This is a genomic window from Ruegeria sp. AE4 (assembly GCF_056542185.1).
This window is the reverse complement of sequence record NZ_JBQFZK010000020.1, coordinates 21100-39486: the sequence shown is the minus strand read 5'-3', so window position 1 is coordinate 39486 and position 18387 is coordinate 21100. Positions and strand designations below refer to the sequence as shown.

Sequence of the window (18387 nt, the reverse complement as noted above, 5' to 3'; positions counted from 1 at the left end):
AGGGTTACCTCAGCCGCAATGCGTTCAGCGATACGGTAATCGACGAGGTCGACATCGCCAAGGCCGCGATCAGCGGTGTCGCCAGTCCGATCACGGCCAGCGGAACGGCAATCACGTTGTAAACGGTTGCGATCTGAAAGTTCTCGCGGATGCGACGGGTGGCCTTGATGGCCGTATCGCAGGCATCCGCGATGGGCAGAAGGTCATTGCCCAGAAGAACGATGTCCGAGGCAACCCGCGCCGCATCCAGCGCCGAGGCCGGAGAGATCGACACATGTGCCGCCGCCAAAGCAGCCGTATCGTTCAGGCCGTCCCCTACCATCAGAACTTTGCGGCCCTGGCCCCTGAGGTCCTGAATGCGCTGTGCTTTGTCCTGCGGCAAAGCCTCGGCGACCCAATCCGTTATTCCCAGCTTCTCGGCCAATGATTGCACGGCACCCATCGAATCCCCTGAGATCAGCAGCACGTGCTTGCCTGACGCGCGCAACGCTTCCACTGCCTCGTCCGCGCCCGGACGCAGCGCGTCCGAGAAACGGAATGCTAGGGGCGCATCGTCGCCAATTGCAAGCCAGGCGGACGTTTCCGCGCCCTGCTGTGCGCCAACCCATGCGGCCCGGCCCAAACGAACAGGTTGACCGCGGTATTCCCCTTCGGTGCCGTATCCCGGCACTTCGGTTATGTCCCGGACGTTAGCCGGTTTGATCCCGGCCTGTCGCGCGGCCTTTGCCAATGACACGGACAAGGGATGCGCAGAGGCCTCGGCCAGGGCCAGAGCAACCTCGACCTGTGCGCGGGCGTGGTCGCCAAGATTGACCAGTTCCGGCGCCCCCGAGGTCAGTGTGCCCGTCTTGTCGAAAACCACGGTGTCGGTCTCGGACAACCGTTCGAGCGCGGTTGCGTGCTTGATCAGCATACCCTTGCGGAACAACCGGCCCGAGGCAGCGGTGGTCACTGCTGGAACAGCCAGACCCAAGGCGCAGGGACAGGTGATGATCAGAACCGCTGCGGCAATGTTCAGAGCGGTGCGCAAATCGCCCGAATAGATGTACCACCCCACAAAGCTGAGCGCCGAAAGGATGTGGACACCGGGCGCATAAAGCTTGGCGGCCTTGTCGGCCAGCGAGGTATAGCGGGACCGCCCCGATTCAGCGATGGCCACCAGATCCGCCATCCGGTGCAGCGACGTATCCTGACCCACTGCTGTGGCGCGCAGGGTCAGCGGTCCTGTCAGGTTGACCTCGCCCGCGCTGACCAACTGGCCGGCTTCGGCAAACACCGGCAGGGTTTCCCCCGTCAACAGCGAACGGTCCAGTTCGGACTGACCAGACACGATCTGACCGTCCACCGGCATTCGGCCACCGGGGCGCACAAGGATCAGATCACCGACCTTCAGATCGGCCACCGCAACTTCGGCCTCCACCCCGTCCACGATACGGATCGCGCGCGGCACTTCCAGAGCGGTGAGCTCTTCTGCGGCGGATCGGGCTGCGGCGCGGGTGCGGTAATCAAGATACCGGCCCGCCAGCAGGAAGAAAGTCAGGGTCAGCGCGGCATCGAAATAGGCGTGCTCTCCGCTCAGTGCGGTCTCCCACAGGGAGGTGACCAGCGCCAGCAGGATCGCCAGCGTGATCGGCACATCCATGTTCAGCCGCCGCACCCGCAGGGCGCTCCAGGCGTTGGCAAAGAACGGTTGCGCCGAGAAGGCAATGGCAGGCAGCGCGATTGCAGCGGAAATCCAGTGGAACATGTCGCGCGTCGCGTCTGTTGCACCGGACCAGACCGACACCGACAACAGCATCACGTTCATGGATGCGAACCCGGCGACGGCCAGTCGCATCAGCAGGTCACGCCCCGCCTTGTCCGCCTGTGTTGCCGACAAAGCGCCGGGGTCAAGCTCGTGCGCTTCGAAACCTGCCCGTTCAAGCACCGGGATCAGATCGGCCGCGCGGGTTTCCGGCGCGGCTTTGATCATCGCCCGTTTCAGAGTCAGGTTGACCCGCGCGTCTTCGACACCGGGATGGGCGTTCAGTTCACGTTCGACCGTCGCGATACAGGCCGAGCAGTGGATGCCCGGCAGCGACAAGGCAATCTGCACATCTTCCGGAATCGGGCGCGCGGGTTCTGCTGGTGCTGCCAGACACCCCGGACAGGCCGCCGTACCGGATGAAAGCTGCGCCGTCATCGGCTACCCTTTCACGTACAGCGGAACGCGCTGCGAAAACTCGGCGCCACTGCCATCACGCGCGACCAACCGGATATTCCAGTTGCCCTTGCCCAGCGTGGCAGGTGTGGCATAGGCCGCGCCGTCAAAGGTGAAATCCGGTGCAAAATCGTCCCGCACATGGGTTGCGCGGCCAACCACCGCCTGCAATTCGCTGACCTGAACCGGTGCACCGGTCGCGTCCGTAATATGCAGGATCAGAAGGCCACCTTTGGTTTCTGCCCGAACCGTCCAGCCCAATGCCTGCTGCTCTTTCAGGCGATCGTTGAACTCCTGGCTGGCAACGTAGGAATTCTTGACCTCCAGCCCGGGAAACGTCTTCACCGCATTATAAGCCAGCACAAGGTTCACCGCGATGATCACGCCAAAGGCACCGACAAACACCGCCAGAGCGTGCTTTCCGGTGAATTTACGTTCGGCCATGATCAGTTCCCCCGTCCGTTGAACGTGGTGTCTTTGTAAGCGCGTTCGCCGCTGCTGAGGTCTTCGACCCAGATCCGCACTGGTGTCGCTTCTGCTGCCGCCGGACCGCTGTCACGGGATGCCACGATGTATACACGGGTCAATTGTGCCGTATCCGCCGTGACATTCACAGTATCGATCTTGGTTCCCTCAATTTCCAGTCGCATCGACGGATCGCCCGCCAGAGACAATTTGAACAGGCGGTCCTCGCCGTGCTTGTTGCGCAGTCTGACATCATAGGTGTTCCGAATGGTGCCGTCTGACAGGGTGACAAAGGTCGGGTTGCGCACGGGCGCTACGGTCAGATCGATGTCAGAGCGAATGAACAGGGCGAACAGCAGCGCAAACCCCACCAGTGACCACAACGAGGTGTACAGGATCGTGCGGGGCCGGAAGATATGCTTCCAGATATTCTTGGGCGGCTGGCCTGCGCGTTCGCGCGGCTCGTCGCTGAGCGCCATATAGTCGATCAGCCCGCGTGGTTTGCCGATCTTGGCCATCATGTCATCACACGCGTCGATACACAGGGCACAGGTGATACATTCAAGCTGCTGACCATCCCGGATATCGATTCCGACAGGGCAGACATTCACGCAGGCCATGCAGTCGATGCAATCCCCCAACTCTGAATCGGCTGTCCGCTTGCCTTTGCCGCGCGGCTCACCACGCCATTCGCGGTATCCTACGACCAGCGTGTCTTCATCCATCATCGCGGCCTGAATGCGCGGCCAAGGACACGCGTAGATACAAATCTGTTCGCGGGCGAACCCGCCGAAAAAGAAGGTCGTACCAGTCAGAACCAGCATCGTCGTGTAAGCGATGGGATGTGCGTTACCCGTCACAAGATCGCGGAGCAGCGTCGGCGCATCCGCAAAATAAAACACCCAGGCGCCGCCGGTGGCCAGACCGATCAGGAACCAGGTTACCCATTTCGTCACCCGGAGCCGCGCCTTGCGGAAATCCAGCTTTTCCTGACGATGCAGGCGCAGACGGGCGTTCCTGTCGCCTTCGATCCAGCGCTCGACCAGAATGAAAAGGTCAGTCCAGACCGTTTGCGGGCAGGCATAACCGCACCAGACCCGCCCAAGTGCAGATGTGAACAGAAACAGACCCAGCCCCGCCATGATCAGCAGGCCCGCCACGAAATAGAACTCGTGCGGCCAGATTTCGATCCAGAAGAAATAGAAGCGCCGGTTTGCCAGATCCAGCAGCACGGCCTGATCCGGCAGGCTGGGGCCGCGATCCCATCTGATCCAGGGCGTTACATAGTAAATGCCCAGTGTCACGATAAGGATGATCCATTTCAGGTTCCGAAATGGCCCGGAAACGCGTCTCGGAAAGATCGGTTCTCGTGCGGCGTATAGGCTGGGGGTGGGGTTGGAATCGCTCACAGGCTGGCTCCGGTACTGGCTCTTCTGAGTGTGTGTTCTTCCAGATCACGCGCATAGCAACTTTGACATGGGTCAAAACGCGCATCGTACAGACACCTTTTATCACATTTCCCGAGCCTGACGCCTCAACCACGTCACAAATGTCTTTACTGCGGGTCTAAGTGCCGAATTTGGCGTCACAATATGGTAACCGCGCGTATCCGGCTCTGCATAAAGCTCAACGATGCGACCGGCCTTAATGTCAGGCTCGACGAAATGTCGCACTGTGACAGTGACCCCCTGCCCGGCCCTCAGTCCGTCCAGTACCAGGTTTCCCGGCAGCTCGGTTCGACCCGCACCGCGTTCAGGACCGGCACCGTGTTCGGCCAGCCAGGTCGTCGCCTCGGTGGTGCCGATTTCCTCAAGCCAGGGGAGCTGGGCCAGTTCGGTCGGGGTCCATGATGTCTTTTCCCCCAGCAGTTTCGGGGCGGCGACGATGACCACGGGCGACTGCAACAGCATTTCAGATTGCACACCGGTCCAACCGCCGGGGCCGTACCGAATGGCAATATCGATCCTACCCGGTCGCAGTTCGACAATTTCCGCGGTGGGATCAAGGATCAGGTTCACCTCGGGGTGGGTATCGCGAAAGGCCGGTAGGCGCGGCATCAGCCATGAGGCTGCAAAAGAGGATGTCAGCGACACGTGGACCGGGCGATCCTGACCAGACCGCGCCAAATCCCCCACTGCCGCCTCGATCGCGCCAAACCCCAGTTGCAGGGCTCGGGCCAGGTGTTCACCATCGGCGGTCAGGGTCAGGGCTTTGCCGGTTCGATCCAGCAAGGCAGCACCCAGATGTTTCTCAAGTACGCGCAACTGTTGGCTAATCGCCGCATGGCTTACGTTTAGCGCAGCCCCAGCTTCGACCACATTGCGCTTCTCAGAAAATGCCGCAAACGCCCTCAGCGCGGCCAACGGGGGAAGCGACAACCAATTCATATGTAACCCTGACTTACACCATGGAATGGTATTTGAGTCGCATTCAGCACCTCAAAGGTCAATCTTTATTGCAGAGATACCCATGCAGAGGAGACCAACCATGCTGACTGTTTTTGCCAGATCTTTCATGACCGCAACCCGGATCAATGCACCGCATATTCGCGATGCGCCAAAGCCGGGTCGCCACAAACGCCGTTGGCTGCCGGAAGGTCATTGGTGGATTAAAAACCCGCGCGAAGTGGATCCGAGCAACTTTTGACGCAGGGAACAGTAAACCTGAATCTGGACCACAGGTTTAAGTGGCCTTATTGTTGGAAAAAAGCACCGGCTGTTCAGGAAACGCGCGAACAGATGGAACAGCCGGTGCCCCAGCCTTCGGGCGGCGAACCGCCCGAAGGTGTTCTTTATATTTTACTGACCGCCGCCCAACTGGTGGACATAGGCAGATACGGCGCGAATCTGCGCCTCGGTCAGGCGGGTATCCCAGTTCGGCATGACGCCAAAGCGGCTGTAAGTTACGGTTTCCGTCAGCGTTTCTTCGCTGCCACCGTAAAGCCAGATCGCGTCAGTCAGGTTCGGCGCACCCTGGAAGATATCACCTGTGCCATCCTCGCCGTGGCAGGCCGCGCAGTTGTCTTCGAAGACAACTTTGCCTGCCTGCGCTGCCGCATCGTCGGTCTGGGCATTGCTCAGCGACATGACGTACTGGACCACCTGCGTGATTTCGTCGTGTTCGAGGATTTCGCCAAATGCCGGCATCTCGGAATAGCGCGCATCGTCGCTTTCTTCGTTCCGGACACCGTAGCTGACGGTGTAGACGATGTCGTCCAGCGTTCCGCCCCACAGCCAGGCATCATCCAGCAGGTTCGGGAAACCCGGCGCACCCTGCGCACCCGAACCATGGCATTGTGCGCACCAGGTCCGGAACACCGCACCGCCCGAGTTCACGGCATATTGCTGAAGCTCTGCATCCTTAGAGATGTCTTCCAGCGAAGTTTCCACCAGCTTGGCGTTCCAGGGCGCGTTTGCCTCTTCGAAGGCAACCATGTCCTGCTGTACGTTTTCACGGGTTGACCATCCCAGCACACCGGCTGTCGCGCCATGGACCAGGGGCCAGGCCGGAAACATGATCGTATAGATCACGCCCCAGAAGATGGTGGCGTAGAAGGTCCATAGCCACCAGCGCGGCATGGGGTTGTCGAATTCCTCGATTCCGTCCCAGCTGTGCCCGGTTGTATTAGGATCGCCCGGCTGTTTATCAGGTGTCTTGCTCATTGCCGCGCCTCCTTGGGTGTGGCGGGTTTGTCTTGGTGCCGGAAGGGGATGTTGGCGGTGTCCTTGTATTCCTTGCTGGCACCGGGGCGGAAAACCCAGATCACGATGCCAACGAAGAAGACAAACAACACAAGCAGCATCCAGCTATCCGCGAACTGTCGAAGAAGTGTGTATTCTTCCATCACACCCTCCTGTTAACGGCTTGCATCCGGGGTAAAGGTCGAGAAATCGACCAGCGTACCCAGCATTTGCAGATAGGCGATCAGCGCATCGGCTTCGGTCAGTTCAGGCTGACCATCGAAGTTGCGCACGTTAACCTTGTCACCGTACCGCTCGAGCAGACCGTCGTAGTCACTGTCAGGATCGGCCTGCGCGCTGAAATCGGCAACCGCGTTTTCCAGCATCTCGTCGGTATAGGGGGTGCCGACAACCGCATTGGTCGCCATGATGTCACCGATATACTTGCCGTCGATCTTGCGATGTTCGAGGAAGCCGTATTTCGGCATCACCGATTCAGGCACCACAGACTGCGGGTTGCGCAGGTGGTCCATCTGCCACTGATCCGAATAGCGGCCACCGACACGCGCCAGATCAGGCCCGGTACGCTTTGATCCCCACTGGAACGGGTGGTCATACATCGATTCAGCCGCCAGCGAGTAGTGGCCATAGCGCTCGACCTCGTCCCGCATCGGGCGGATCATCTGGCTGTGACAGACATAGCAGCCTTCGCGGATGTAGATCTCACGCCCTGCCATTTCGAGAGGGGTGTAAGGGCGCATGCCCTCCACCTTCTCGATGGTGTTCTCAAGATAGAACAGCGGGGTGATCTGCACCAGGCCACCGATGGTCACGACCAGAAAGCTGAAGATCAGCAGGAGGGTCGCGTTGGTCTCGAGGATCTTATGTTTGTCGAGAATTGCCATTGCTCCGGCCCTCCCTCTATTCAGCCGGGACCGCGACGGTCAGGCTGGCCTCTTTGGCCGGCGCTTTCCGCACAGTCATCCACAGGTTGTAGCACATGATCACGGCGCCAGCGACGAACATCACGCCACCCAGAGCACGCACCACATACATCGGGAACTTGGCGGCCACGGTGTCAGCGAACGAGTTCACCAGGAAGCCGTTTGCATCCACTTCACGCCACATCAGGCCTTCCATGATACCGGTGACCCACATCGACGCGGCATAAAGCACGATGCCGATCGTGGCGAGCCAGAAGTGCCAGCTGACCATTTGCAGCGAGTACAGACGCTCGCGCTTCCACAGGACAGGCACCAGGAAGTACAGCGCACCAAAAGTGATCATGCCGTTCCAGCCCAGCGCGCCCGAATGCACGTGACCAATGGTCCAGTCGGTGTAGTGGCTGAGGCTGTTCACAGCACGGATCGACATCATCGGACCTTCAAAGGTGGACATGCCGTAGAAGCCGACCGAGATGACCATCATGCGGATGATCGGATCGGTGCGCAGCTTGTCCCAGGCCCCCGACAGGGTCATCAGACCGTTGATCATACCACCCCAGGACGGCATCCACAGGATCACCGAGAACACCATGCCCAGCGTCGACGCCCAGTCAGGCAGCGCGGTATAGTGCAGGTGGTGTGGACCGGCCCAGATATACAGGAAGATCAGCGCCCAGAAGTGGATGATCGACAGCTTGTAGGAAAACACCGGACGTTCGGCCTGTTTCGGGATGAAATAGTACATCATGCCCAGGAAACCCGCGGTCAGGAAGAAGCCCACAGCGTTGTGGCCATACCACCACTGGATCATGGCATCCTGCACGCCTGACCAGACGATGACCGATTTCGAACCCCAGATGCTGACCGGGATGGTCATGTTGTTGACCAGATGCAGCATGGCGACGGTGACGATAAAGGCCAGATAGAACCAGTTGGCCACATAGATGTGGGGTTCTTTCCGCTTGATGATCGTACCCAGGTAGACAGCCAGATAGGCGACCCAAACAATGGTCAGCCACAGATCGACATACCATTCTGGTTCGGCATATTCCTTGGACTGCGTTCCGCCCAGCACATAACCGGTTGCGGCCAGCACGATGAACAGCTGATAGCCCCAGAACACGAACCACGCGAGGTTTCCGCCCCAAAGCCGCGCCGCGCTGGTACGCTGAACCACGTAGAACGAGGTTGCGATCAATGCGTTACCGCCAAAGGCAAAAATGACTGCCGAGGTGTGCAACGGACGCAAACGACCAAAGTTCAGATAACCCTGCGCCCATTCGAAGTTCAGTACCGGAAACGCCAGCTGAAACGCGATAAAGGTCCCGGCGAGGAACCCGATCACGCCCCAGAAGGCAGTTGCGATCACGCCATAGCGGATCACGCCATCCATGTATTCGCCCGAGCGGTCGATCTGATTACCTGGCTCGTCAGTGTTTCGAAGCGTCCAGATGAACAGGCCACCGGCGATGAGCATCACCAGCAGCGCATGTACCTGATACGCCAAATCGCGTGCATAATTGGTTCCGATCGCTGCAAACAGCGCGATCAGACCAAGCACGATCAGCTTGATGTAATTCGACATATTGCGTCCCTTTGCCATGCCCCGCGCGCTTTTGATTCTTATGACGCGCGAAACCCATTTGACTGGCTGCCGTTCTGAAGCACGGCCACCTTCATTGCTTTGATCTGTATCAAGACAGTCCAGCGTTTTCTATGACACGCATGGTAGTAGAAAAGGGCTAACAGGTCACATGAGACCAATTGCCCGAAACATGAGGTCAAAATGGCGTACAAATCTCTTCTCACAGTCATGACCGAAACGCAGACCGCACAGGCTGCTTTGGCGCAGATTGTGGCCCTGGCTGAGGCTCAGGATGCCCATGCCGAAGTCCTGTGTCTGGGCGTCGATCGCAGTCAGACAGGTTACTATTATGCGGGTGCCAATGCTTTGATCGTTCAGGAAACGCTGAACCGGGCCAATGCCGAGGCAAAGGATTTGCTGGCCTTTGCCAATGACTATCTCGGCAAATCCGGTGTGCGTTGGTCCGCCGAACACGGCGTTGCACAAATTGCCGATATCGGGCGCCACGTCGCGCACCGGGCCCGGTTTTCCGACCTTGTGATCCTGCCGCATCCGTATGGTGATGGTCGGGGGGCCGAGGCCGAACCCATTATCGAAGCGGCCATGTTCGAAGGACATTGCCCGGTTCTTGTAGTTCCCGACAGCGGCGCGCCATTGAAAGCGCCGGGCAACATCATGATCGCCTGGAACGAAAGCGTCGAGGCCATGTGCGCCATCCGGCGGGCCCTGCCCTTCCTCAAACAGGCCGAGATCGTCCGTATTGTGGTCATCGACCCGCCACAGCATGGGCCGGACCGGTCAGACCCGGGTGGGATGCTGTCCCAGATGCTGGCCCGTCATGGTGTCAAATGCGAGATCGACGTGCTCAGCAAGACCATGACCCGAGTCTCGGATATCCTTAATCGCCACGCGACGGATACCGAATCGGACATGATCGTGATGGGCGCTTATGGCCATTCCCGCTTTCGCGAAGCCATTCTGGGAGGGGCGACCCGGAACATGCTGGAACAATCCTCGGTTCCGGTGTTCCTGGCGCACTGACCCAATCAAGTTAAAAAGCCGCCTCGACAGGCGGCTTTTTTCACCCCCGGCGGATGAGGCCGATCAGGAACAACAGGATCACCGCCCCAATTGTCGCGAAAAGGATCGACGAGAACAGGCCCCCTCCAACGGAAAAACCAAGCGCCGGAAAGATCATGCCCGACAGGAACGCGCCTACGATGCCGACGATGATGTTGCCGATCAGGCCGAACCCACGGCCTTCCATGATCTTTCCCGAAAGCCATCCGGCGATTGCGCCAATGAACAGCATTGCCAACAGACTGCTGAACCCCATGCCACACTCCTATGTTAGTACGTGAACCGACCGGCTGGTCGCGGTAAGCGAACTCTGCCGAACGAAAGACTGGTCAGACCAGAAACCCGCCATCGGAATCGTCGCCTGCTTCTTCCATGAGTCGCCCAAGATCGGGGATGGTCACGTGACGTTTGCCTTCCAGTAAGATCAAACCGTCCTTTTTCAGAGCTGAAATCTGGCGGCTGACCGTCTCAAGCGTAAGTCCCAGATAATCCGCCATGGCTTCTCGGGTCAGGGGCAGATCGAACACGATCGGTCCTGACAGGCCCTTTTGACCAATCGACGCATCCCGCCGGGCAATGATCGAAATCAGGCTGGCAATCTTTTCGCGCGCTGTCTTGCGACCCAGAACCAGCATCCATTCGCGGGCGGCGTCAAGCTCGTCCAATGTCATCTGCAGCAGGCGATGCGCGATGTGAGGCGTTTCGTCCATCAGCTCTTCGAATGGTTTCTTGCGGAAACAGCACATCACGACATCCGTTGTCGCCTGCACATCGTAAGGCGCAACGTCGCGCCCCGGGCGACCGACGAAATCGCTGGGCAGAAGCAGGCCGACCATCTGGGTGCGCCCGTCTTCCATGGTTTGCGTCAGCGAAGCGATCCCCGATACGACCGAGCCGACGAAATTCATCTGGTCACCCGACCAGATGATGGTCTGACCCGCCTCGAAACTGCGGTAATATTTAATGCCGTCAAGCGCTTCCAGCTCGTCCGCGTCACAGCGGGCACAGACCGCGCGATGTCGTATCGGGCAGTCTTCGCAATTTGAGTGATCGAACTGTGCTTTTATTGTCATCTGCGTTTCCACTTGATCTCCGTCAAAGCACCTAAGTCGCCTGCCCCCTAAGGGTATCGTCATGATAGTGAAACCACAATTGGCAAAGCTTGGACTTTTTGACGCGAAAGTACCGCGTTACACAAGCTATCCCACAGCGCCCCATTTCAACAATGACGTGGGGGCGGACATGTTTGGCGACTGGATTTCGGGAATCAAACCCGGCAGCGCCATATCCCTTTATATCCACGTCCCGTTCTGCCGCAGGCTGTGCTGGTTTTGCGCCTGCAGAACGCAAGGCACACAAACCGACAATCCGGTGATTGCCTATGTGGATGTTCTGAAAGCCGAGCTGGACCTGCTGGCGGCGCGCCTGCCCGCGGGTGTGGTCCTGTCGCGCCTGCACTGGGGCGGCGGTACGCCAACGTTGCTGAATGCCCAGCTGATGCGCGATCTGGCACAGCACATTCTGGGGATCGTCCCCATGGGGCCGGATGCCGAATTCTCGGTTGAAATCGATCCAAACGAGATTGACGAGGCACGTCTGGATGCGCTGGCAGAGGCAGGCATGAACCGTGCCTCGATCGGGGTGCAGGATTTCGACGATGAAATCCAGAAAACCATTGGCCGCATTCAAAGCTACGATACCACGCGCGACGCTATCGACATGATCCGCGCACGTGGCATTGCCAGCCTGAACGCGGACATCCTTTACGGGCTGCCACACCAGACGAAGGCCCGGATGACGGAAAGCGTGCAGAAGCTTTTGTCGCTCAGCCCGGATCGCGTGGCGCTTTATGGGTATGCCCATGTGCCGTGGATGGCCAAACGGCAGCAACTGATCCCGTCGGACGCACTGCCAACGCCCGAACAACGGCTGGAACTGTTCGACACCGCCCGCCGCCTGTTCCTGTGGGACAACTACGCCGAGATCGGCATCGACCATTTTGCCACACAGGATGACGGGCTGACCCATGCCCTGCGCGCGGGCCGTCTGAAGCGGAACTTCCAGGGTTATACCGACGATCAGGCCGATGTGCTGATCGGTGTCGGGGCCAGCTCGATCTCGCGCTTTCCACAAGGCTATGCGCAGAATGCCCCGGCTACGTCTGCTCATACCAAGGCCATTCGCAACGGGCAGTTTTCGACGTCCCGCGGGCACCTGTTCAAAGGTCAGGATATTCTGCGCGCCCGTCTGATCGAAGCGCTGATGTGCGATTTCCGGATCGATTCGGCTGAAATCCTGCGCGATCACGATATCTCGGTCGCAGCGCTGAACGACATGTATCGCGCTGCCAACGCCTCATTCGACGGGCTGCTGCAAATCAGCGACGAGGGGCTGTTTATCCCCCCCGAGGCGCGCGCGCTGACCCGGATGGTTGCCCGCAGCTTTGACGCATACGACCTCAGCAAAGCCGGGCACAGCTCGGCGATCTGACCTCTCTTTTTGCGGGCAACATTCAGCCCGGAAAGCACAAAACACATCGGGGGCTTGACGCACGCCTGCGGTTTTTCCCACACTCAAGCTGTGGGGTGATGTTTCGCCCTGCGGCCTGAGGCGGGCAAATTACAGACAGTCCTAGCTGACGCGACTGCGTCGGATGGCCCTTTTCGTGCAGCCATTCTGCAACCTGAAAGAGGGACAACACTCATGCGCGTATTCACCGTCCTCGGGCCCAGCCAGTCGGGCAAATCTACCCTGGTCGAGGCCATCAGCCGCCTCGACGGGCGCCCGACCACATTCGATGTTTCCGGAACCGTGCACTTGCACGGTTTTTCTTACCTGGACGAGCCCTGGTGCGCGATCGACGTGGATGGGGGTGGCGATTCCCTCGCTTATGTCGGCCCTGCCATGGCAATCTCGGATGCTGCCGTTATCGTGGTACCACCCGATCCAAATGCCGCCGTGCTGTGTGCGCCCTATCTTCGGCTGGTGGAAGAGGCGGGCATTCCCTGTTTTCTTTTCATCAACCGCATGGATAACCCCAATGGCCGCATCCGCGACATCATCGCGGCGCTGCAAACCTATTGCACGCACCACATCGCCCTGCGTCAGGTTCCGATCCGCGAGGGCGACACGATCATCGGCGCGGTCGATCTGATCTCGGAACGGGCGTGGAAGTATCAGGAGGGCCAGCCGTCGGCCCTGATTGAGCTGCCCAAATCTGTCGAGGATCGCGAGCAGGAAGCCCGGACCGAGTTGCTTGAGACGCTTTCCGATTTCGATGATCACCTGCTGGAACAGTTGATCGAAGACAAACAGCCCCCAAGCGATGAGGTTTATGAGCTGGCCGCGCAAGTTCTACAGAATCATCAGTTGATCCCCGCTTGTCTGGGCGCCGCAAGCCACGGCAACGGGCTGACGCGCCTGATGAAAGCGCTGCGTCATGAGGCCCCCGAGTTTGATATTGCTGCCGGACGGGACGAGGCCGCCGAAAGCGCCCGTGCCATTGCTGGCTTTGCGGATGTCAAAAAGCATATCGGAAAGATCATCGTTCTGCGCGGCCTTGGGGACGGGGTAAAAGCGCATGAGGCGTTGGGCGGTGAAACGGTCGGCAACCTGACAACTCTAGACGCCAAGACCCAGATCGCCACGCTGGAGGCTGGGCAGATCGGACTGGCGGTCAAATCCGATCACCTCAACCCCGGATACATTTATGACAGTTCTTCTGCGACGGAACTGCCGGAATGGGCGTCTTCTCATCCGGTTGCGCATCGACAAGTCGTCTCGCCCGCGCATGAGCGGGACGATGTGCGCCTGTCAAACGCCCTGAGCCGTCTGGCCGAAATCGATCCGGGCCTGCACCTGCAACAGGATGAGATGAGCGGCCATTCGATTCTGGGCTCGCAAGGTCCGCAACATATGCGCCGCGTGACCGCCAAGCTGGCAGAGGATTTCGGGATCGAGATCGAGGCGGAACAGGTGGAAACCGCCTATCGCGAAACCATCCGCGCAACGGTTGAGCATCGCCATCGCCATCGCAAACAATCCGGCGGCGCGGGGCAATTCGCGGATGTGGTAATATCGGTCGCACCATTGCCGCGCGGATCGGGGTTCCAGTTCGATGAAGTGGTCAAGGGCGGTGCCGTTCCCAAGAACTACATCCCGTCGGTGGAACACGGGGCCAAGGACGCATTGGAACAAGGCCCCGAGGGCTTTCCCGTGGTTGATGTCAAAGTGACCCTGAGCGATGGCAAACACCACAATGTGGACAGTTCGGATTATGCCTTCCGGACCGCAGGCAAGAACGCCGTGCGCGAGGCATTGCCGCAAGCCAAACCTGTGGTCCTGCAACCGATCCTGAGCGCCGAGATACACTTACCCTCGGCCTTTGTGGGCGATCTCGTACCAACGATCAGCACCCTTCAGGGGCAGGTTCTGGGATTTGAGGGCAACCCGAATGCGACGGGCTGGGAGATATTCAACGCCCAGTTGCCCGCCGTTGCCGAGGACGAACTGCACCGCACCCTTGCCAGTGCCACGCGCGGGACCGGGTGGGTCAAGCTGAGCTTTGATCACTACGAGGAACTGCGCGGGCCTGTGCCCCAGTCATCTGCACGGGAAAAAGCCAGCGCCTGACGCGCGACACCGGGCGGGCTGTTCTCAGCCCGCCGCTGCGATCAATTCGCGGGTATAGTCGGTCTGGGCATTTTCGAACAAATCCTCGGCCGCGCCCATTTCGACCACATCGCCGTTGCGCATGACGACCACGTTGTGCGACATGGCCCGGACCACTTTCAGGTCATGGCTGATGAACAGATAGGCCAGCCCGTATTTCTGTTGCAGATTGCGCAGCAGATCGACGATCTGAACCTGAACGGTCATATCCAGCGCGCTGGTCGGCTCGTCCAAGACCAGCAGTTTGGGCCGCAGAACCATCGCGCGGGCAATGGCGATGCGCTGACGCTGACCGCCGGAAAACTCGTGCGGGTATCGATCCATCGTCGCCGGATCAAGCCCCACTTCGGTCATCACCTCGGCCACAAGTTCACGCGGTGCGCGGTCCGGGTCGACGTTGTGAATGGCCAGACCTTCTGCAATGATCTGCTGGCAGGTCATTCGTGGGCTGAGGCTGCCAAACGGGTCCTGAAACACAATCTGCATGTCCTTGCGCAACCGCCGCAGTTCCCGCGTGGACCATTTGCGCACGTCCTGATCGCGAAAGGTGATGCCACCCTCGGACGCGATCAGCCGCATCATGGCCAGTGCCAGTGTGGTCTTGCCCGACCCGCTTTCACCAACAATCCCCAACGTCTCACCCGCGCGCACACTGAGGGTCGCGTCGTTCACTGCTTTCACATATCCAACCGTACGCTTCAGAAACCCGCGCTGGATCGGGAACCAGACCTTAAGGTGGTCGGTGCGTGCGACCTCTTCCGCATCTGTGGCAACGGGTTCAGGCTGACCCGACGGTTCTGCCGCCAGTAGTTTGCGGGTATAGGGGTGCTGCGGGTTTTCGAATATCTCGGCCGTCACGCCGGTCTCGACAATCTCGCCGTCTTTCATCACACAGACCCGGTCGGCGATGCGGCGCACGATGCCCAGATCATGAGTGATAAACAGCATCCCCATGTTTTCCGATTTCTGCAATTCAGCCAGCAGCTCGAGGATCTGCGCCTGAATGGTCACATCCAGTGCCGTTGTCGGCTCATCCGCGATCAGGATGTCCGGTTTGTTGGCAAGGGCCATGGCGATCATCACCCGCTGCCGCTGACCGCCTGACAACTGATGCGGATAGCTGTCCAGCCGGTCTTGAGGATCGCGGATACCGACCTTGGTCAGCAATTCGACAATCCTGTCCCGTGCCACATCGCCAGCCACACCCTGATGCAGGGCCAGCGATTCAGCCATCTGTTTCTGGATCGTGTGCAAAGGGTTCAGCGACGTCATCGGCTCTTGAAAGATAAAGCTGATGTCGTTGCCCCGCACATCCATCAGACGCTGTTCCGAGGCGCCAATCATCTCTTGCCCGTCATAGGTGACCGAGCCTTCGACCAAGGCGCTGTCGCCCAGCAGGGAAACGGTCGATAACGCCGTCACGGATTTTCCTGATCCGGATTCACCCACCAGCGCGACGGTTTCACCGCGGTCCACGGTGAAGGACACGCCTTTGACCGCCGCGTTGATCTGCCCATCCTGACGGAACGAGACCTTGAGGTTTTTCACATCCAGCAAGCTCATGAGAAGGTCTTTCTGGGATCAAACGCATCGCGCACGCCTTCGAATATGAAGACCAGCAGCGACAGCATGATGGCAAAGGTGAAGAAGGCGGTGAAGGCCAGCCATGGGGCCTGCAGGTTCTGCTTGGCCTGCAAGGTCAGCTCTCCCAGCGAGGGGGCCGAGGATGGCAGGCCAAAGCCCAGATAATCCAGCGAAGCCAGCCCGCCGATGGTTCCGGTGACGATGAACGGCATGAAGGTCAGCGTGGCCACCATCGCATTGGGCAGCATATGGCGGAACATGATCGTCATGTTGCCCACGCCCAGCGCCCGCGCGGCGCGCACATATTCAAGGTTCCGCGCCCGCAAGAACTCGGCGCGCACCACTCCGACCAGCCCGGTCCAGCTGAACAGGATCATCAGTGCGACCAGCAACCAGAAACTTCGCCCTAGCACCGCAAACATGATGATGATCACGTAAAGCGACGGGGTTGCCGACCAGATCTCGATGATCCGCTGAAAGATCAGGTCCAGCCAGCCACCAAAGAACCCTTGGATGGCACCCGCGAAAATCCCGATCAAGCTAGCCGCACCCGTCACCAGCAGCGTGAACAGGATCGACAAACGAAAGCCGTAAATCACGCGGGCCAGCACGTCGCGCTTGGTATCATCGGTACCCAGCAGGTTCTGGCCGTTGGGCGGCAGGGGCGCAGCACCGGGGCGGTCCACCGAGGTATTGAAGGAATAGGGGATCAACGGCCAGAGCGACCAGCCGGGTTCAAAACCCTCAGCCTGGAACGTTCCGGCGTCGATCTGTTCGATGATGCCTTCGGGATCATCGAAACAGTCTTCCAATCCACCGCTGTCGATAAGGCACTGAACCTCGGGGTCGCGATAGATCGCTTCGGTCTGGAAATCACCGCCAAATTCGGTTTCGGCATAGAAGTTGAAAACCGGCGTAAAGTACTCTCCCCGATACTTTACAAGGATGGGTTTGTCGTTGGCGATGAACTCGGCAAACAACGACAGGCCGAACAATACCGCGAAGATGATCAGCGACCAGAAGGCCCGTCTGTTGCGGCGGAAGTTGCTCCAGCGGCGCTGGTTTAGCGGGGACAAAGCCATTTACCCCTCCCGCTTTTCGAAATCGATGCGCGGGTCGACCAGCACATACATCAGGTCGCTGATGATGCCAACGACCAGCCCCATCAGACCGAAGATGAACAGCGTGCCGAAGATCACCGGGTAATCGCGGGCCACGGCGGCCTCGAACCCCAATCGGCCCAGACCATCCAGCGAGAAGATCGTCTCGATAATGATCGACCCGCCAAAAAACACCCCGATGAACACGGCCGGGAACCCTGCAATCACGATCAGCATCGCGTTGCGGAAGACATGACCATAGAGAACCTTGCGCTCGCTCAGCCCTTTGGCACGGGCGGTCATGACATATTGTTTCTTGATCTCATCCAGAAACGAGTTCTTGGTCAGCAGGGTCAGTGTCGCAAAGGCCGAGATTGTCAGCGCAATCGTCGGCAGTGCTATGTGCCAGAAATAATCCGTGATCTTGCCAAAGAAACTCAGGCTATCCCAATTGTCCGACGTCAGGCCGCGCAGCGGGAAGATTTGCCAGTATGACCCGCCAGCAAAAAGCACCAGCAGCAGGATCGCAAACAGAAAGCCCGGAATAGCATAGGCCACAATAATCGCCCCGCTTGTCCAGGTATCGAATTGCGATCCATCCTTGACCGCCTTTCGAATACCCAGCGGGATCGAGACCAGATAGGCAATCAGGGTCGACCACAGCCCCAGCGAGATCGAGACCGGCATCTTTTCAAGCACCAGATCGATCACACTGATCGAGCGGAAATAACTCTCGCCGAAATCAAACGTCAGATAGTTGCCCATCATGATCACGAACCGTTCAAGCGGGGGCTTGTCGAAGCCGAATTCTTTTTCGAGTTCGGCAATAAACTCGGGCGGAAGGCCGCGTGCGCCGACATATTTGTCGTCGAAGACACCGCCCGCCGGTTCGGAACCCGCTCCGGCGTCGCCTCCTCCGGCGAACCCGGCGAACACGTCACCCTGACCTTCGATTTGCGCGATGATCTGTTCGACCGGCCCGCCAGGTACGAACTGGACCAGCGTGAAGTTGACGATCATGATACCCAGAAGGGTCGGAATGATCAGCAATAAGCGTCTTAGTATATAGGCGCCCATG

At 59.2% G+C, this 18387-nt stretch carries 17 protein-coding genes; 4 read left to right on the top strand and 13 right to left on the bottom strand.

Annotated elements, in window-relative coordinates; all coding sequences use genetic code 11:
- Positions 1-4 precede the first annotated feature (4 nt).
- The 4 genes from ACR0EK_RS18075 to ACR0EK_RS18060 form a co-directional block, all read right to left on the bottom strand.
- Positions 5-2182, bottom strand: a complete 2178-nt coding sequence (locus ACR0EK_RS18075) for a heavy metal translocating P-type ATPase (protein ID WP_480915178.1) — start codon at positions 2180-2182, stop codon at positions 5-7.
- Positions 2183-2185: 3 nt separating this feature from the next.
- Positions 2186-2644: a FixH family protein gene (locus tag ACR0EK_RS18070; RefSeq protein WP_209507766.1), complete on the bottom strand. Its 459-nt coding sequence runs from the start codon at positions 2642-2644 to the stop codon at positions 2186-2188.
- Between the two features lie 2 nt (positions 2645-2646).
- Positions 2647-4074, bottom strand: coding sequence for a cytochrome c oxidase accessory protein CcoG (ccoG, locus tag ACR0EK_RS18065; RefSeq protein ID WP_480871445.1), 1428 nt, complete (start codon positions 4072-4074; stop codon positions 2647-2649).
- Positions 4075-4176: 102 nt separating this feature from the next.
- Positions 4177-5052, bottom strand: a complete 876-nt coding sequence (locus ACR0EK_RS18060) for a LysR family transcriptional regulator (protein WP_480968005.1) — start codon at positions 5050-5052, stop codon at positions 4177-4179.
- 100 nt (positions 5053-5152) lie between these two features.
- Between ACR0EK_RS18060 and ACR0EK_RS18055 the strand changes: the two genes are divergently transcribed.
- Positions 5153-5311: a hypothetical protein gene (locus ACR0EK_RS18055; RefSeq protein WP_480488890.1), complete on the top strand. Its 159-nt coding sequence runs from the start codon at positions 5153-5155 to the stop codon at positions 5309-5311.
- 152 nt (positions 5312-5463) lie between these two features.
- On the opposite strand, the gene ccoP is transcribed toward ACR0EK_RS18055, so the two are convergent.
- Genes ccoP through ccoN form a run of 4 tightly spaced genes read right to left on the bottom strand, consistent with a single transcriptional unit; the run spans position 5464 to position 8874 of the window.
- On the bottom strand, positions 5464-6327 hold the full coding sequence (gene ccoP, locus ACR0EK_RS18050) for a cytochrome-c oxidase, cbb3-type subunit III (protein ID WP_480484689.1): 864 nt from the start codon (positions 6325-6327) through the stop codon (positions 5464-5466).
- Positions 6324-6509 (bottom strand): cbb3-type cytochrome c oxidase subunit 3, encoded by a 186-nt coding sequence (locus ACR0EK_RS18045; RefSeq protein WP_267363526.1) that lies wholly within the window; start codon positions 6507-6509, stop codon positions 6324-6326. Before ACR0EK_RS18045 ends, ccoP begins: the two co-directional genes overlap by 4 nt.
- Before the next feature lie 12 nt (positions 6510-6521).
- Positions 6522-7250: a cytochrome-c oxidase, cbb3-type subunit II gene (ccoO, locus tag ACR0EK_RS18040; RefSeq protein ID WP_480484688.1), complete on the bottom strand. Its 729-nt coding sequence runs from the start codon at positions 7248-7250 to the stop codon at positions 6522-6524.
- 16 nt (positions 7251-7266) lie between these two features.
- Positions 7267-8874, bottom strand: a complete 1608-nt coding sequence (gene ccoN, locus ACR0EK_RS18035) for a cytochrome-c oxidase, cbb3-type subunit I (RefSeq protein WP_480484687.1) — start codon at positions 8872-8874, stop codon at positions 7267-7269.
- A 201-nt stretch (positions 8875-9075) separates the two neighbouring features.
- Between ccoN and ACR0EK_RS18030 the strand changes: the two genes are divergently transcribed.
- On the top strand, positions 9076-9915 hold the full coding sequence (locus ACR0EK_RS18030; protein WP_480538845.1) for a universal stress protein: 840 nt from the start codon (positions 9076-9078) through the stop codon (positions 9913-9915).
- A 40-nt stretch (positions 9916-9955) separates the two neighbouring features.
- Here ACR0EK_RS18030 and ACR0EK_RS18025 read toward each other — a convergent pair whose 3' ends face one another.
- A complete protein-coding gene (locus ACR0EK_RS18025; RefSeq protein ID WP_209598278.1) occupies positions 9956-10210 on the bottom strand; it encodes a GlsB/YeaQ/YmgE family stress response membrane protein in 255 nt (84 codons plus the stop codon).
- 73 nt (positions 10211-10283) lie between these two features.
- A complete protein-coding gene (gene fnrL, locus ACR0EK_RS18020; protein ID WP_267363531.1) occupies positions 10284-11027 on the bottom strand; it encodes a transcriptional regulator FnrL in 744 nt (247 codons plus the stop codon).
- Between the two features lie 61 nt (positions 11028-11088).
- Between fnrL and hemN the strand changes: the two genes are divergently transcribed.
- The gene (hemN, locus tag ACR0EK_RS18015) at positions 11089-12444 is read left to right on the top strand and encodes an oxygen-independent coproporphyrinogen III oxidase (RefSeq protein ID WP_480538847.1); all 1356 of its coding nucleotides are present in this window, start codon (positions 11089-11091) and stop codon (positions 12442-12444) included.
- 213 nt (positions 12445-12657) lie between these two features.
- Complete coding sequence (locus ACR0EK_RS18010) at positions 12658-14586, top strand: elongation factor G (RefSeq protein WP_480774316.1); 1929 nt, start codon at positions 12658-12660, stop codon at positions 14584-14586.
- Between the two features lie 24 nt (positions 14587-14610).
- On the opposite strand, the gene ACR0EK_RS18005 is transcribed toward ACR0EK_RS18010, so the two are convergent.
- The 3 genes from ACR0EK_RS18005 to ACR0EK_RS17995 are packed head-to-tail and all read right to left on the bottom strand — an operon-like array spanning position 14611 to position 18386.
- Positions 14611-16188 (bottom strand): ABC transporter ATP-binding protein, encoded by a 1578-nt coding sequence (locus tag ACR0EK_RS18005; protein ID WP_480774315.1) that lies wholly within the window; start codon positions 16186-16188, stop codon positions 14611-14613.
- Positions 16185-17291: an ABC transporter permease gene (locus tag ACR0EK_RS18000; RefSeq protein WP_209507737.1), complete on the bottom strand. Its 1107-nt coding sequence runs from the start codon at positions 17289-17291 to the stop codon at positions 16185-16187. The genes ACR0EK_RS18005 and ACR0EK_RS18000 overlap by 4 nt, the downstream gene beginning before the upstream one ends.
- Entirely contained in the window at positions 17292-18386 is a 1095-nt protein-coding gene (locus tag ACR0EK_RS17995; protein WP_267363536.1) for a microcin C ABC transporter permease YejB, read from the bottom strand. It lies immediately after the preceding gene.
- Between the last annotated feature and the right edge of the window lies 1 nt (position 18387).